Below are 14,922 nucleotides of genomic sequence, written 5' to 3' on the forward strand. Positions count from 1 at the left end.
CGACGCTCAAGCCGGGCGACAGCCATAATTCCAAGGACATCCTCGACTCCACCAAGACCGCCGGCGCCTAGATGCTCAGTTGATATTGTGGTATTTCTTGAACCACGAAACGAACTTCGGGATGCCCTCGTTTATACTGGTCGTCGGCCTATATCCGACAGCCTCGGTTGTCTCGGTTACGTCAGCATAAGTGGCTTCGACATCGCCGGGCTGCATCGGAAGGTATTCGATATCGGCCTTCCGCCCCATTTCTTGTTCAATGATCGCAATGAAATCCATAAGATTTTCACTCCGCGTGTTGCCAATGTTGAACACCCGTGCCGGAGGCTCAGATTTTTCAGGCTCCGGAGGATTGTCCAAGCAGGCCAGAATGCCGGTGACAATGTCGTCGATAAACGTGAAATCGCGTTTCATCAGGCCGTCGTTAAAAACTGGCAGCTTGTTACCCTCAGCAATTGCCTTTGTAAAAATAAAGAGCGCCATGTCAGGCCGACCCCACGGGCCATAGACGGTGAAAAAACGCAAACCCGTTTGCTTTAAGCCGAACAAATGACTGTAGCAGTAGCTCATCAGTTCATCCGAGCGCTTTGTCGCAGCGTAGAGCGAGATCGGGCGGTTGACGTCATGCTGGATTGAATATGGCAATTCGGGATTGCCGCCATATACGGAACTTGAGCTCGCATAGACGAGATGCTCGAAGCCCTCCGTGTGTCGGCACATTTCGAGTACGGTAATATGCCCCATGCAGTTGCTCGTGATGTAGCTGTATGGGTTCTCAAGAGAATAGCGGACTCCGGCTTGCGCGGCGAGGTGAACAACGCGCTTGAACGGTCCGTGCTCCGCCCAGACCTTTTCCATCGCTGCTTTGTTCGAGATATCACCACGGATGAATGTGAAATTCTCGAACTTCCCAAGTTCCGCTAGCCGCGCGTACTTGAGTGTTGGGTCGTAATAATCGTTGACTATATCGTAGCCGACGACAGTTTCACCTCGCTCAAGCAGACGGCACGCGGTATGAAAACCGATAAAGCCTGCGGCTCCCGTTACAAGAACCTTGCTCATTAGAGGCTCCAGTTCAGGCGCTTAGATGCATCGAGAGTGTCTTTGTCGAGGACAGATTTGACGTCGATGATAACACCGCCCTCGACAACCTTGGCAATGTGCGAATTGAATTCACTTACGTAGCTCTCATGTGGAACCGCGAGGATCAACCCATCCAGTTGCTTGAACTCCATGAGGGGCCGCAGCACCACATTATACTCCTCGCAAGCCTCTTCAGCTGAAGCCAACGGATCATGTACTATGGGCTCGATGCCGAACTGGCGTAGTTCCTTGATGATATCTGGGACGCGACTATTCCTCAGATCGGGAATATTTTCCTTGAACGTCAGTCCGAAAATGCCAATCCGCGCATCATTCAGCGGACGCTTTGCGGCAACCAGCATCTTAATCATCTTCTGGGCTACGAAGGCGCCCATGCCATCGTTGATACGTCGCCCGGACAAGATGACTTGCGGATGGTATCCCAGCGATTCAGCCTTTGCGGTCAGGTAGTATGGATCAACCCCAATACAGTGTCCGCCGACAAGACCGGGGCTGAACGGAAGAAAATTCCATTTGGTACCGGCAGCAGCCAGGACCTCGCTGGTTCGAATATTCATTCGCTCGAAGATGATAGCAAGCTCATTCATGAGAGCGATGTTCAAGTCGCGCTGGGTATTTTCAATAACCTTTGCCGCTTCCGCCACCTTGATGGATGATGTTCTGTAGACACCGGCGTCAACAACGGCTTCATATACGGCGGCAATCTCGTCCAAGCTCTCCGCCGTATCTCCCGACACCACCTTCGTGATCGTCTTGAGCGTGTGCCTTTTGTCACCTGGATTGATGCGTTCAGGCGAATAGCCCAGGTTGAAGTCCATGCCTTGGCGAAGCCCCGAGACTTCGGCAAGAATCGGACCACATATGTCCTCGGTAGCGCCCGGGAATACCGTCGATTCGAAAACGACGATATCGCCGACCTTGAGCAACGAAGCCACCGTGCGGGACGCTGCAATGAGCGGCCTGAGATCCGGCTGACGGTTGTCATCGATAGGTGTGGGAACTGCTACGATATAAAAGTTGCACTCCTTTACATCGGCAATATCATAGGTCATCTTAAGAGATGAACTATGCAGTACCGTACTGTCGACCTCGCCGGTCACGTCCTTGCCAGATTTCAGGGCCTCAATACGGGATCTTTTGACGTCGAATCCCACCACCAAGGGAAACTTTTCCGCCAAAGCCACCGCGACCGGCAAGCCGACATATCCGAGACCGATGACAGCTATCTTTCGGGCCACCATGTCATCCTCATAATTCTTTGCCACCACACCTTGCATGGCACCTAAACGATATCTTCGAAGAAAGCTAGGCTCAGAATGACGGCTGAACCGCCCCGGCTTTGCCGGAGACCTAACTCGTGAGAAGGTGGGATCTATAACAAGCAAGACGACGGATAAATTTCCCCTTGAAGTGCGTGTCCACTTGGTTCGGCTGGGACGGAACATGAAGCCGAACATCCGTCCCGCTGGGCAGCAGACCTGTTGACTGGGGCAATATCCCGCACCTTATTTCGAGGTGTGAACAGCTCGTTCGTACCCATCCTCAGGAGGTCAAGCCGGCCTCATAGAAGATGCGATCAACGCCGTCCTGATTTGAAAAACGGCAGTGGTCGATTATCTCGCATAGTCCTCACGCCGCCACCCTCCCCCGCACCTCGCTCGCAATCGCCGACATCCGCTCCGCCGCCGCGTGGCCGATCAGCATGAAAGCGTGCGTCGCACTCGACCAGTAGACGACATTCATACCTTTGCGGCTTTCGAGGTCCGCCGCCTTCGGCCCCGCGTCAGACTTGACGATGCACAGCGCCATCGGCCCGGTTTCGGGGTCGAGATAGGCGATCTGGGCGAGCGCCTTACCATCATATTGCAGCAACAGGGCGCGTTTGAAATCGATGCCCGGAAGCGAGACGGCTTCGGGGGAGAGTGAGAGGCCGAGCTTCTCGTCAAGACCGGCGAGCTGGGCGGCCTGGTCCTCCCTGCCAGGGACGGGGCCGGCGAGCGTTTCGGCGGTATAGAGCGAGATATAGTCGGCAACCACGGCGCGCCATTCGCTGTTTTCGTCCTTGGCCGAAAAGCCTTTGCCGATGCCGATGCCGATGACAGCGCGGTCGATGGCGATGCCGGCGATCAGCGAGGCGGCGAGCGCGCCGAGGAAGCGGCGACGAGTGGCGAATGCGGGCGCGGGGCCGGATCTTGCGCTTTGCTGCACAGGGATGACGGCGAGCATCGCCGCCAGCTTCTCGCGCGGCGCTTCCGATAGGAGCGGGGCGAAGGCTTGCTCGAAGGGCAGGTTGGCGCGCGCCAGGAATTCCAGCCGTTCGGCGGTTCTCTCGTCTTCGTTCACCATGGTTTGAATGCGCGCGGCATCTTCAGCCGTCAGTTCACCGTCGATGAAGGCGGTCAGGTCCTCGTCGGAGGGAATGGTGTGTTTCGTCGTCATTGCCGTCCCCCTTCCGGTCCGGCGTCGGAGAGCTTGGCGCGGGCAGCCGCCAGCCGGCTCATCACGGTTCCGATCGGAATATCCAAAATGCACGCAACCTCGCGATAGGAAAGTCCTTCCACATAGGCGAGGAAAACCACCGTCCTTTGCGCCTCGGGCAGCGCATTCACCTGTTTCAGCACCTGACCCGCCATCACATGGGTTTCGGTGTCGTGCGCGCCGTCGAAGGTCAGCGTCTCCCCGGCATCGACGAAACCCTGGCCCTGGCGCACCCGGCGGGAGCGGATCTCGTTCAACCAGATCGAATGCAGGATCGAAAACAGCCAGCGGTCGAGCCGGGTGCCGGGGATGAACTGATCGGCGCGCTCCAGCGCGCGAAGGCAGGTCGCCTGCACCAGGTCGTCGGCGACATCGCGCTGATGCGAGAGAACGAGACCATAACGCCAGAGCCTTGCCAGATTTTCCGTCAGGCCGCTCCTGATATCCGCTTCGCTCGCGATGGCCGCCTCCGCCGATCCTGCATTTGTCGAAACCGCCGCGTGAACGGGCGATTCCGTTCTCGCGTGACTATAGGCAGGAAAATGGGTGCGCGCGACCGACATTCTCACATCCCTTTCGTGCTTCCATTTTCCCGCCCCATGGCCTGCTGATCAGATCTTCGAGGGGTTGAGGATTGCGGCGTTCAGATCCTGATATTCCTCGCAAGTCGTGCCGCAGATCGCCTTGATTGACTTCAGCTGGTCCTTGGCGAGATCGAGCCGGCCCTTGATGACATAGGCTTCGCCGAGATATTCGCGGACCTTGGCATATTGCGGGTCCATCTTTACCGACTGCAGATAATAGGAGATGCCCTCGTCGGTGCGGCCGAGCTTGCGGGTGGCGTAACCGCGATAGTTCAGCACCTCGGCGGTGTTCTGGTCCTTGACCGTGTCGAGCATGGCAAGCGCCTCTTCATAGCGGCCGGCCTTGGCCAGCGAATAGGCGTAGTCGGCACGGTTCTCATCGGAGACGTTGGCGCTCTGCTGCTTGACGCATTTCTTGGTCTTCTGGTCGTAGATCTCGCCCTTCTTGCAGGTGGGCGTGGTGCTGCTGTCATCGCCGATCGCAAAGACCGGGCCGGAGAGAACTGAAGCGGCGAGGCAGCCGCCGAGAAGGATGGAAGCGATACGGATTGTCGTGATCGTCATGGGGAAACTCCTCAAAGGTGACGTTGCGAGGAGAGAACACCGCTGCATCTGGCTTTATTCGCCGGCGTCTCCATTTTCTTCATCACTGCTTCGTGAAGCAGACGAGGTCGAATAAATCATCGGCACCGCGTGTTTTTCGTTCCGCCGGGAACGACAAGGAGAATTCTGTGACCGATACCGTGAAACTCGTCAGCCTCGCCGTCGCCGCACCCGAACATATCATTTTCCAAAAACAGGCGGTCGAAGCCTCGGCCCGATTGTTTGCCGACCGCTTCGAGGATTTCCGCCATCTTGCCCGCGTCTTCGATAGCGCCGGCATCGACAAGCGCCATGCGGCGCGGCCGCTTGCCTGGTTCGACGAGCCCCATGGCTGGCAGGACCGGATGCAGGCCTTTGCAGAGGTGGCGGGCGGGCTTTTCGTCGAGGCCGCCAGCTCCGCCCTTCGCCAGGCAGGGCTTGAGGCCGGCGATGTCGACTGTGTCGTGACTGTCTCCTCCACCGGTTTTACAACACCGAGCCTTGATGCGCAGCTTAGCCGCAGGATGGGTTTCAGACCCGACATCGAACGCGTTCCGGTCTTCGGGCTTGGCTGTGCCGCCGGCGTGTCGGGCTTTGCGATCGCCTCGCGGCTGGCGAGAAACCGGCCGGGGACTGTTGTGCTTTTCGTCTCGATCGAGCTTTGCACGCTGGCCTTCCGGCTGGACGAACTGACACGGCCGAACATCATCGCGACGGCGCTTTTCGGCGACGGCGCTGCTGCCTGCGTGCTGCGATCAGGCGAAGACGGGCTGGCGGAAGTGGAATCGACCGGCGAGCATCTTTTTCCCGACACGCTCGACATCATGGGCTGGAAGATCGATGACGGCGGCTTCGGCATCGTGCTAGCGCAATCGCTGCCGCCCTTTGCCGAAAAGGAGCTCGGCCCGGCCGTGACGGCCATTCTGGCGCGCAACGGGCTGAGGGTGGAGGATATCGGCCGTTTCATCTGCCATCCCGGCGGCATGAAGGTGCTGGCCGCAATGGAGAGCGCGCTGTCGTTGGTGCCGGGCACGCTCGATCACGAGCGCGCGGTGCTTGCCGAATACGGCAACATGTCGTCGCCGACCATTCTGTTCGTGCTGGAGCGGGCAATCCGCGCCGGATTGCCGGAGCGCTCTGCGATGATCGCCATGGGGCCGGGCTTTTCGGCCAGCTGCGTGACGCTCAGGAGGATCGCATGATGTGGCCGTCGATCGCGCTTCTGGCCTTCGTGACGCTGCAGCGGCTGGGGGAGCTGGTGCTTGCCCGGCGCAACACGGCGGCGCTGCTTGCCAGTGGCGCCAAAGAGGTGGCACCCGAGCATTATCCCGTCATGGTGGCGCTGCATGCCGGCTGGATCATCGGCCTTTGGCTGCTTGCCTCCGGCAGGCCGATCGCGCTCTTCTGGTTTCTGGTGTTCATGGGGCTGCAGGTGCTGCGGCTCTGGGTGCTGGCGACGCTGAAAGGCCGCTGGACGACGCGTATCATCATCCTGCCAGGTGCGCCGCTCGTCAGATCGGGGCCTTATCGCTTCCTCCGGCATCCGAACTATACAATCGTCGTCGGCGAGATCGCCGCCCTTCCCCTCGCCTTCGGCCTGCCGCTTTACGCGATCGTCTTTTCCCTTCTCAACGCGCTTGTCCTCTATGTCCGCGTAAAGGCCGAAAATGCCGCACTGAAAAGCGCAATGATTTTGAAATGAAGGCGATTTTCCGTTTGCGTCGCGGTATCGGCACGGGCATTTTCACCCCGATAGACAAAGCGGAATGCAAGCGGAAATGACGAAGAACGCAATCGTGCTCGGCGCCGGCATCGTCGGGGTTTCCACGGCCATCCATCTTCAGCGGCGCGGCCGGCAGGTGGCGCTGATCGACCGCAAGGATCCGGGCAACGAAACCTCCTTCGGCAATGCCGGCCTGATCCAGCGCGAAGGTGTCGCGCCTTACGGCTTTCCTCAGCAACTCGGGCTTTTGCTGCGTTATGCTGTGAATAACCGCATCGACGCGCATTATCACCTGCGGACGCTGCCGAGCCAGATCGCTTTTCTCGCCCGCTACTGGTGGAACTCCAATGCCCGGCGTCACGCGATCATCACCCGGGCCTATGCGCCGCTGATCGAAAATTCGATTGTCGAACACAAAGATCTGATCGAGGCGTCGCAGGCCGAAGAGCTGATCCGCAAGGACGGCTGGATGAAGCTTTTCCGCACTGAAGCCAAACGCGACGCCGCTCTTGCCGAGGCAGCACTTTGGCAGAGCGAATTCGGGGTGGAGTATGACAGCCTGGCTCCGGCCGATATCGCCCGCATGGAACCTTATATGACCGGCGATTTCGCCGGCGGTATCCGCTGGCGCGATCCCTGGTCGGTGCTCGACCCGCATGCGCTGACTTCGGCCTATCGCCGCTATTTCGAGAGCCTCGGCGGCAAGTTCGTCACGGGTGATGCCGCCTCGCTCGGTCCATCCGGCTCCGGCTGGAAGATCATGACTGGGGAAGGACCGCTCGAAGCCGAGGATACAGTGATGGCACTCGGCCCTTGGGCGGCCGTTGCGACGCGCCGGCTTGGCTATTCCTTCCCACTCGGCGTCAAGCGCGGCTATCACATGCATTATGCCGCCGAGGGCAATGCCGTGCTCAACAACTGGACGCTCGATGCCGAACGCGGCTATCTCCTGGCGCCGATGAACCGCGGCATCCGCCTGACGACAGGAGCGGAGTTTGCAACGCTCGACGCGCCGAAGACGCCGGTCCAGCTCGACCGCGCCGAAGCCGTGGCGCGCACCATCTTCCCGCTCGGAGGCAGGCTCGATCCCGAACCCTGGATGGGCGCGCGCCCATGCACGCCAGACATGATGCCGATCATCGGCAAGGCGCCGCGCCATCTGGGCCTGTGGTTCGCCTTCGGCCATGCCCATCACGGTCTGACACTCGGGCCGGTGACCGGCCGCGTGCTTGCCGAACTCATCACCGGCGAGACGCCGTTCATCGATATCGCGGCCTATTCGCCGCAGCGTTTCAAGCCGTAATACCGAGTGCTGCAAGGCTCTTGAGCGCCGTTCCGGCGATGCCGTCCACCGTGTCGTCGATATCGACGGTGACGACGCCCGGCTCGCCTGTGGGCACCTCAAGCGTCGCCAGTTGGCTATCGAGCAGCGAGACCGGCATGAAATGTCCCTTGCGCTCGCCCATACGCTTCATCAGCAGCGCCCTGGAACCTTCGAGATAGACGAAGAACAGATTGCCGCCGGCGGCAGCCCTCAGCCTGTCGCGATAGAGGCGCTTCAGCGCCGAGCAGGAAACGATGATGCCCTTGCTCTTCTCCAACGAGGCCTTGATGTCTTCGCCGATGCGGTCGAGCCAGGGCATCCGATCCTCATCGGTCAGCGGAATGCCCTTCGACATCTTCTCAACATTGGCGGCGGGATGAAGCGCATCGCCTTCGACGAAGGCCAAGTGCAGGGCTTCGGCGAGCTTCTCGCCGACGGAGGATTTGCCGCAGCCGCTGACGCCCATGACGATAATCGCATGGGGTTTGTTCATCCGCTCATCCTGCATGTTTTCTCCCACGCCATATCTCCTGCTCAATCGAGCGGGAAGTGACAGGCATATTGTTGTGCCCCCTCTCCTCTTAATTCGGGAGAAACCTGGCGACAATGGTCCTGCGCCTTCCAGCAGCGCGGATTGAAGTGGCAGCCGGAGGGGGGCTTCAGCGGTGACGGCAATTCGCCCTGCAAGCGGATGCGGTGCTTCTCGCGCTCGGGATCGGCGATCGGCGTGGCCGACAGCAAGGCGGCCGTATAGGGATGACGCGGCCGGGCGAAGACCTCGGCGGCGGGACCGGTTTCGATCGGGCGGCCGAGATACATGACCATCACCTCGTCGGCGATGTGATGGACGACCGAGAGGCCGTGCGAGATGAAGAGATAGGCAAGGCCCATCTCCTTCTGCAGGTCCATCAGCAAGTTCAGCACCTGCGCCTGGATCGACAGATCAAGGGCCGAAACCGGCTCGTCGAGCACCAGCACTTTCGGCCGCAGCATCAGGGCGCGGGCAATGGCGATGCGCTGGCGCTGGCCGCCGGAGAACATATGGGGATAGCGGCCGTGATGCTCCGGACGCAGGCCGACGCGGGCCATCATCTCCTCCACCTTGCGGCGGCGGGCGGCCGCATCGAGATCGGTATTGATTTTCAGCGGCTCGTCGAGGATCGCGCCGACCTTCTGGCGCGGGTTGAGCGAGCCGTAAGGATTCTGGAAGACGATCTGCACCTGGCTGCGCAGGCTGCGGTCGCCGACGCGGGCGGGCTTGCCGTCGATCAGCAATTCGCCGGCCGTCGGATCCTCGATCATCGTGACCAGGCGGGCGAGCGTCGACTTGCCGCAGCCGGATTCGCCGACGACGGCAAGCGTCTTGCCGGAATAGAGACTGAAGCTGACGCCGTTCAGCGCCTTGACGGTGGCATCGGCTTTGAAGAGACCGCGGTTGACGGTGTAGAAGCGGGCGAGATCCCTGCCCTCGAGAACAGCGCCGGTCATACCAGGTCTCCTGCGGTTTCATTGGCCATGACGCCTGGATGCCCGAGCGGCTTGCCATCCTTCAAAGGATAGTTGCACAGCGCCAGCCCGAGCTCCGGCCCCTGGCGGACGACGCCACGATCGCATTCGACCGTGGCGTAGCCGCAGCGCGGCGCGAAAAGACAGCCTGTCGGGCGGCCATGCTGGCCCGGAACGACACCGGCGATCGAGGGAAGGCGCTGGCCGACTTTGGCGCGCTCCGGCAAAGCGGCGAGCAGGGCTGCCGTATAGGGATGGTGCGGATCGCGAAACAGCGCCCTCACCGGCTGCTCCTCGACCTTCTGGCCGGCATATTGCACCTGCACACGCTCGGCGGTTTCAGCAACGACACCCATGTCGTGGGTGATCAGCACCAGCGCCATGCCGTGCTCCTTCTGCAGGCGCACGAGCAGATCGAGGATCTGTGCCTGGATCGTCACGTCGAGCGCGGTCGTCGGCTCGTCGGCGATCAGAAGCTTCGGATTGCAGGCGAGTGCCATGGCGATCATGACGCGCTGGCTCATGCCGCCGGACATCTGATGCGGGAAGTTCGACAGGCGGTCTTCAGGCGCCGGAATGCCGACGAGGTTCAGCAGCTCGATCGAACGTTCGCGACGTTCCTTCCGGTTGAGGCCCATATGGAAGCGCAGTGTCTCGCCGAGCTGGAAGCCGACCGTGAAGCACGGATTGAGGCTCGACATCGGCTCCTGGAAGATCATCGCCATGTCCTTGCCGACGATCCTGCGGCGCTGGCGGGCGGAAATGCCGCGCAGATCCTGGCCGTCGAACTGCAGGCGATCGGCAGTGATCTTCGCCGTCCAGGGCAGAAGCCCCATCAGTGCCAGCATGGCAACGGATTTACCCGAGCCGGATTCACCGACGACCGACAGGATCTCGCCCTTGTCGCAGGTGAGCGACACGCCGTCGACGGCGCGGAACAGACCCGATGACGTCTGGAATTCGACGGTCAGATTTTCGATTTCGAGGAGTGGCATCACGACCTCTTCAGTTTGGGGTCGAGCGCATCGCGCAGGCCGTCACCCATCAGGTTGATGGCGAGAACGGTGATGAGGATGGCAAGACCCGGGAATGTTACGACCCACCAGGCGCGCGAGATGAACTCACGGGATTCGGCGAGCATCGTGCCCCATTCGGGTGTCGGCGGCTGGGCGCCCATGCCGAGGAAGCCGAGGGCGGCGGCATCGAGGATCGCGGCCGAAAAGGCGAGCGTCGCCTGAACGATCAGTGGCCCTAGACAGTTCGGCAAAATCGTCTTGAACATCAACCGGAAGGTGCCAGCACCCGCGACCCGCGAAGCGATCACATATTCCTTCTCACGCTCTGAAATGACCGAGGCGCGCGTCAGCCGAACGAAATGCGGCTGGTTGACCAGCGAAATCGCGATCATCGCATTGGTCAGACCGGGTCCCAGCACGGCCACCAGAACGAGAGCGAGCAGCAGCGACGGGAAGGCCAGGATGATATCCATCAGGCGCATGATCGCCGTATCGATCTTGCCGCGGAAATATCCGGCGACGAGGCCGATCAGCACGCCTGAAATGACCGAAAGCGTGACGACGACGACGCCGATGAAGAGCGAGAACCGCGCGCCGTAGATCAGGCGCGAAAGGATATCGCGGCCGACGGCATCCGTTCCGAGCGGGTAGGAGGCGCTGCCCGCCTCCATCCAGAACGGTACGGCCAGCAGCACCTGGCGGTTCTGCTCGTTTGGCTGATGCGGCGCAAAGAGCGGCGCAAGGATTGCGACGACCAGAATGATGATGAAAACCACCAGGCCGATGACGGCGCCCTTGTTGCGGGAGAAATAATGCCAGAACTCCGCGACGGCGGATGGCTGGCCGGTTTTGACGGTGACCGTGCTCATGGGCCGCTCCTAATGACGAATGCGCGGATTGATGAAGCCGTAGAGAACATCAACAATCAGATTGACCAGCATGATGACGCCGGCGATCAGCAGAAGGCCGCCCTGGACCACGGCATAATCGCGCTTGAAGACCGAATCGACCATCCATTTGCCGATACCCGGCCAGGAGAAGATCGTCTCGGTGAGGATGGCGCCGGCAAGAAGAACGCCGATCTGCAGACCGATCGTGGTGATAACAGGGATCATCGCATTGCGCAGCGCATGCACGCCGACGACACGCAGCGGCTTCAAGCCTTTGGAGCGTGCCGTGCGAACATAGTCCTCACCCAGCACCTCGAGCATCGCCGAACGCGTCTGGCGTGCGATGACGGCGAGCGGGATGGTTGCCAGCACGATGGTCGGCAGAATGAGGTAGCTGACGGCCGAGGCGAAAGCGCCCTTCTGCCCCGACAGCAGGCTGTCGACGAGCATGAATCCGGTGACCGGCTTGAAGAAATACATCAGCGAGATGCGGCCGGAAACCGGCGTCCAGCCGAGATAGCCGGAGAAGAAGATGATGAGCAGCAGACCCCACCAGAAAATCGGCATGGAATAACCGATGAGGGCAACACCCATCACGCTCTGATCGAACCACGTGCCTCGCTTGACGGCCGCAAAGACGCCGGCGGGCACGCCAAGACAGACGGCGATAATGATGGCACAGAGCGAAAGCTCCAGCGTTGCCGGGAACAATGTGAAGAACTCGCCGAGAACGGGCCGCTTGGTGACGATCGAAGTGCCGAGATCGCCTTGCAGCACTTTTCCGAGATAATCGAAATACTGCACATATATGGGCCGGTCGAAACCGAGATCGTGCATGATCTGGGCGTGACGTTCCGGCGCCATCACACGTTCACCCGACAAAAGCATGACGGGATCGCCGGGGATCATGCGGATGAACGAGAAGGCTATCAGCGAAACGCCAAGGAATGTCGGGATCAGCACCGCGAGGCGGCCGATGAAAAAACGCAACATAGCAGGTTTTCCAATAGTTTCCGGCGGTCAGGGGAACCTGACCGCCGGCCGCACCCGGCGTTGACCGGGCAGTTTACAGATTTTTTATTATTCGGAAATGTCCACACCGTCGAAGCGGTGAATTCCGAGCGGGTCCATGAAGAAACCCGAGACCTTCTTGCTCATCGGAACGAAGACCAATGAGTGGTCGAGCGTATTCCAGGGAGCTTCCTTCTTGAAGATCAGCTGAGCCTGTTCATAAGCCTTCGTGCGCTCGGCGACGTCGGCCGTCTGCTTGGCCTTCGTCATCAGATCGTCGAATTCCTTGTTGCACCACTGAGCGCGGTTGTTACCGCCGACAGCGTCGCAGCCAAGCAACGTATCCATGAAGTTGTCAGGGTCGCCATTGTCGCCGGTCCAGCCGAGGATGACGGCACCGTCGCGATTCTTGTCGGACGAGAGCTTCAGATATTCGGCCCATTCATGGGTGACGATTTCCGCATCGACGCCGATCTTGGCCAAGTCGGCCTGCATCAATTCTGCGGCGCGGCGCGCGTTCAACATGTACGGACGCGAAACCGGCATCGCCCAGATCTTCATCTTCAGATCCTTGACGCCGGCATCTGCCAGCATCTTCTTCGACGCATCGGGGTCATACTTGTCGTCTACGACGGCATCGTTATAGGACCACATGGTCGGCGGGATCGGGTTCTTGGCAACGGCTGCGGCACCCTGGAAGACGGCGTCGACGATCGCCTGCTTGTTGATCGCCATGTTCAGCGCCTTGCGGACTTCGACCTTGTCGAAGGGAGCAATTAAGGTGTTGTAAGCGAGATACGAAACGTTCAGGCCGGCTTGCTCGAGCACGGTCAGGTTCTCGTCCTTCTTGAGTTCGGCGACGTCAGCCGCATTCGGATACGGAATGAGGTGGCATTCGCCGGCCTTCAGCTTCTGCGCGCGGACGGCGGCATCAGAGGTGATCGCGAAAACCAGATCGTCGATCTTTTCCTTGCCCTTGAAATAGCTTTCGTTCGCCTTGTAGCGGATGACGGCATCCGGCTGGTAGGCGACGAAGGTGAACGGGCCGGTGCCAAGTGGCTGCTGGTTGAGCTGCGCCATCTTGCCGTCGGCGGCGAGCTTGTCAGCATATTCCTTGGAGACGATCGAGGCGAAGTCCATGGCGAGGTCGGCGAGGAACGGCGCTTCGGGATGGTTGAGCGTGAACTTGACGGTGAGGTCATCGACCTTCTCGATCGACTTGATCAGCTCCGGGAAGCCCATGCCGGCGGCGTATTCGTAAGAGCCGCCCTCGACATACTTGTTCCACGGATTGTCAGCCTTGAGCTGACGCTCGAACGAGAAGATGATGTCGTCGGCGTTGAGATCGCGCGTCGGCGTGAAGAACTCGGTAGTTTGGAACTTGACGCCAGGATGAAGCTTGAAGGTGTATTCCGTGCCGTCGGCCGAAACGCTCCAGCTGTCAGCCAGGCCCGGCTCGATCTCGGTCCCGCCATGCTTGAATTCGACGAGGCGGCTATAGACTGTGCGCGACGACGCGTCGAAGGTCGTGCCTGCCGTATAGAGGCTGGGGTCGAAGCCTTCCGGCGAGCCCTCGGAGCAATAAACAAGGGTCTTGGACCAGGCCGACGTCGCCATGACGGAAATCAAGGCCGTCGCTGCCAGCAGGACAGAGATCTTTTTCATAATATTGTTTCCCGGTTGTTCTTTTTTGATGTTTGGAGACCGTAGATTGCCATCTCGGTCGACGCTCGATGGAACGATATTTATTTACTGAAAGCAACGGGCTACGCAGAAAATTTTTCCAGCTGGACAATTTTAGAAATTTTCCGTCAAAAATCAGCCTCATTCGGAAATATTCGCACAAAAAAGACCGAAATTTTGTCGCATTTGGTATAAAAACGCGCCCGTCGCGACACGCAGCCGGCATTTTCCCCGTCCGGAGGCTATGTGAGATGACCGCAAAAACAAAAACCGCGGTTGCCAGGGCAACCGCGGTTCAGAAGTTCATCCTGGTCTTTTGATCAGGCGGCCGGGGCAACGATCGCGGGTTTGCGATAGGCCGGCTCGCCGGTGATTCCGAGAAGGAAATTGATCTGCGGACGCGCCTTGACAAGGTCGTCGATGGAATATTCCGACAGCACGGCGAAGAAGGCGTTGAGCGCCTTGCGCAGCGCCGAATTCAAACCGCAGCTGTCGACCAGCGGGCATTCGACCTCACCGTCATCCTCGAAGCACTCGGCCATGGCGAAGCTGTCTTCCGTCACCCGAACGACGTCGAAAAGACTAATGTCGGCGGCTGGCTTGCCCAAGCGCACGCCGCCATTGCGACCGCGCACGGTTTCGACCAGACCGGCCTTGTTCAGCGGCTGGAGGATCTTGAAAAGAAAGAGCTCGGAAACGCCATAGGCCCTGGCGATTTCCGGAATCCGGCTCAAGTGCCCGTCGTTGGCAGCACAATACATCAACATGCGAACCGCATAGTTCGTCTGCTTCGTCAACCGCATGCCATTCTCCTGACTCGTCTGTTCAGACCTATATAGGCGGTTTGCTAGTTTTGAACAATTCCAAAATATGAAATTCGCATTCAGCTTATGAGGCCATTTGCCGCGACGTCAATCCCGCTCCAGGATCTCGACGTAGTCGAGGCTGGCTCGCCTGCGCTCGGGCCTGCCTTGCGCATCAGTTTGACCTCGGACTGGGGGAATAGGAGAGGGCGAACAGA

At 59.8% G+C, this 14,922-nt stretch carries 15 protein-coding genes; 3 read left to right on the forward strand and 12 right to left on the reverse strand.

Annotated features, from left to right (window positions below):
• Positions 1–75 precede the first annotated feature (75 nt).
• The 5 genes from G9X64_RS20170 to G9X64_RS20190 all read right to left on the reverse strand — a co-directional run bounded on the left by G9X64_RS20170 (position 76) and on the right by G9X64_RS20190 (position 4,730).
• Complete coding sequence (locus G9X64_RS20170) at positions 76–1,062, reverse strand: NAD-dependent epimerase/dehydratase family protein (RefSeq protein ID WP_171377301.1); 987 nt, start codon at positions 1,060–1,062, stop codon at positions 76–78.
• Positions 1,062–2,345 carry a nucleotide sugar dehydrogenase gene (locus G9X64_RS20175; protein ID WP_171377302.1) on the reverse strand — a complete coding sequence of 428 codons (1,284 nt, stop codon included), beginning with the start codon at positions 2,343–2,345 and terminating at the stop codon, positions 1,062–1,064. The genes G9X64_RS20170 and G9X64_RS20175 overlap by 1 nt, the downstream gene beginning before the upstream one ends.
• A 388-nt stretch (positions 2,346–2,733) precedes the next feature.
• Positions 2,734–3,543: an anti-sigma factor family protein gene (locus G9X64_RS20180; RefSeq protein ID WP_171377303.1), complete on the reverse strand. Its 810-nt coding sequence runs from the start codon at positions 3,541–3,543 to the stop codon at positions 2,734–2,736.
• Entirely contained in the window at positions 3,540–4,145 is a 606-nt protein-coding gene (locus G9X64_RS20185) for an RNA polymerase sigma factor (protein ID WP_171377304.1), read from the reverse strand. Before G9X64_RS20185 ends, G9X64_RS20180 begins: the two co-directional genes overlap by 4 nt.
• Before the next feature lie 48 nt (positions 4,146–4,193).
• Complete coding sequence (locus tag G9X64_RS20190; protein ID WP_171377305.1) at positions 4,194–4,730, reverse strand: tetratricopeptide repeat protein; 537 nt, start codon at positions 4,728–4,730, stop codon at positions 4,194–4,196.
• Between the two features lie 167 nt (positions 4,731–4,897).
• On the opposite strand from G9X64_RS20190, the gene G9X64_RS20195 reads away from it, so the two are divergent.
• The 3 genes from G9X64_RS20195 to G9X64_RS20205 all read left to right on the forward strand — a co-directional run bounded on the left by G9X64_RS20195 (position 4,898) and on the right by G9X64_RS20205 (position 7,774).
• Positions 4,898–5,950: a type III polyketide synthase gene (locus G9X64_RS20195; RefSeq protein WP_171377306.1), complete on the forward strand. Its 1,053-nt coding sequence runs from the start codon at positions 4,898–4,900 to the stop codon at positions 5,948–5,950.
• A complete protein-coding gene (locus G9X64_RS20200; RefSeq protein ID WP_171377307.1) occupies positions 5,947–6,450 on the forward strand; it encodes an isoprenylcysteine carboxyl methyltransferase family protein in 504 nt (167 codons plus the stop codon). The genes G9X64_RS20195 and G9X64_RS20200 overlap by 4 nt, the downstream gene beginning before the upstream one ends.
• A gap of 76 nt (positions 6,451–6,526) precedes the next feature.
• Positions 6,527–7,774 carry an NAD(P)/FAD-dependent oxidoreductase gene (locus G9X64_RS20205; RefSeq protein WP_171377308.1) on the forward strand — a complete coding sequence of 416 codons (1,248 nt, stop codon included), beginning with the start codon at positions 6,527–6,529 and terminating at the stop codon, positions 7,772–7,774.
• Here the strand turns inward: G9X64_RS20205 and G9X64_RS20210 are convergent.
• The 7 genes from G9X64_RS20210 to rirA all read right to left on the reverse strand — a co-directional run bounded on the left by G9X64_RS20210 (position 7,764) and on the right by rirA (position 14,704).
• Positions 7,764–8,303: a gluconokinase gene (locus G9X64_RS20210; protein ID WP_171377370.1), complete on the reverse strand. Its 540-nt coding sequence runs from the start codon at positions 8,301–8,303 to the stop codon at positions 7,764–7,766. The genes G9X64_RS20205 and G9X64_RS20210 overlap by 11 nt on opposite strands.
• Before the next feature lie 26 nt (positions 8,304–8,329).
• Entirely contained in the window at positions 8,330–9,283 is a 954-nt protein-coding gene (locus tag G9X64_RS20215) for a peptide ABC transporter ATP-binding protein (protein WP_171377309.1), read from the reverse strand.
• Complete coding sequence (locus G9X64_RS20220) at positions 9,280–10,296, reverse strand: ABC transporter ATP-binding protein (RefSeq protein ID WP_168314408.1); 1,017 nt, start codon at positions 10,294–10,296, stop codon at positions 9,280–9,282. Before G9X64_RS20220 ends, G9X64_RS20215 begins: the two co-directional genes overlap by 4 nt.
• A complete protein-coding gene (locus G9X64_RS20225) occupies positions 10,296–11,186 on the reverse strand; it encodes an ABC transporter permease subunit (protein WP_171377310.1) in 891 nt (296 codons plus the stop codon). Before G9X64_RS20225 ends, G9X64_RS20220 begins: the two co-directional genes overlap by 1 nt.
• A gap of 9 nt (positions 11,187–11,195) precedes the next feature.
• On the reverse strand, positions 11,196–12,200 hold the full coding sequence (locus G9X64_RS20230; RefSeq protein ID WP_017959055.1) for an ABC transporter permease subunit: 1,005 nt from the start codon (positions 12,198–12,200) through the stop codon (positions 11,196–11,198).
• An 87-nt stretch (positions 12,201–12,287) separates the two neighbouring features.
• Positions 12,288–13,883 carry an ABC transporter substrate-binding protein gene (locus G9X64_RS20235; protein ID WP_171377311.1) on the reverse strand — a complete coding sequence of 532 codons (1,596 nt, stop codon included), beginning with the start codon at positions 13,881–13,883 and terminating at the stop codon, positions 12,288–12,290.
• Between the two features lie 338 nt (positions 13,884–14,221).
• Positions 14,222–14,704: an iron-responsive transcriptional regulator RirA gene (gene rirA, locus G9X64_RS20240; protein WP_003545647.1), complete on the reverse strand. Its 483-nt coding sequence runs from the start codon at positions 14,702–14,704 to the stop codon at positions 14,222–14,224.
• Positions 14,705–14,922 lie beyond the last annotated feature (218 nt).

Origin of the sequence: Rhizobium sophorae (assembly GCF_013087515.1) — a bacterium.
In the GTDB taxonomy this organism is placed as follows: Bacteria; Pseudomonadota; Alphaproteobacteria; order Rhizobiales; family Rhizobiaceae; genus Rhizobium; species Rhizobium sophorae.

Coding starts and splice junctions, on each gene's coding strand:
- G9X64_RS20170 (WP_171377301.1), bottom strand. CDS start 1,062: ATGAGCAAGGTTCTTGTAACGGGAGCCGCAGGCTTTATCGGTTTTCAT.
- G9X64_RS20175 (WP_171377302.1), bottom strand. CDS start 2,345: ATGGTGGCCCGAAAGATAGCTGTCATCGGTCTCGGATATGTCGGCTTG.
- G9X64_RS20180 (WP_171377303.1), bottom strand. CDS start 3,543: ATGACGACGAAACACACCATTCCCTCCGACGAGGACCTGACCGCCTTC.
- G9X64_RS20185 (WP_171377304.1), bottom strand. CDS start 4,145: ATGTCGGTCGCGCGCACCCATTTTCCTGCCTATAGTCACGCGAGAACG.
- G9X64_RS20190 (WP_171377305.1), bottom strand. CDS start 4,730: ATGACGATCACGACAATCCGTATCGCTTCCATCCTTCTCGGCGGCTGC.
- G9X64_RS20200 (WP_171377307.1), top strand. CDS start 5,947: ATGATGTGGCCGTCGATCGCGCTTCTGGCCTTCGTGACGCTGCAGCGG.
- G9X64_RS20205 (WP_171377308.1), top strand. CDS start 6,527: ATGACGAAGAACGCAATCGTGCTCGGCGCCGGCATCGTCGGGGTTTCC.
- G9X64_RS20210 (WP_171377370.1), bottom strand. CDS start 8,303: ATGCAGGATGAGCGGATGAACAAACCCCATGCGATTATCGTCATGGGC.
- G9X64_RS20215 (WP_171377309.1), bottom strand. CDS start 9,283: ATGACCGGCGCTGTTCTCGAGGGCAGGGATCTCGCCCGCTTCTACACC.
- G9X64_RS20220 (WP_168314408.1), bottom strand. CDS start 10,296: ATGCCACTCCTCGAAATCGAAAATCTGACCGTCGAATTCCAGACGTCA.
- G9X64_RS20225 (WP_171377310.1), bottom strand. CDS start 11,186: ATGAGCACGGTCACCGTCAAAACCGGCCAGCCATCCGCCGTCGCGGAG.
- G9X64_RS20230 (WP_017959055.1), bottom strand. CDS start 12,200: ATGTTGCGTTTTTTCATCGGCCGCCTCGCGGTGCTGATCCCGACATTC.
- G9X64_RS20235 (WP_171377311.1), bottom strand. CDS start 13,883: ATGAAAAAGATCTCTGTCCTGCTGGCAGCGACGGCCTTGATTTCCGTC.
- rirA (WP_003545647.1), bottom strand. CDS start 14,704: ATGCGGTTGACGAAGCAGACGAACTATGCGGTTCGCATGTTGATGTAT.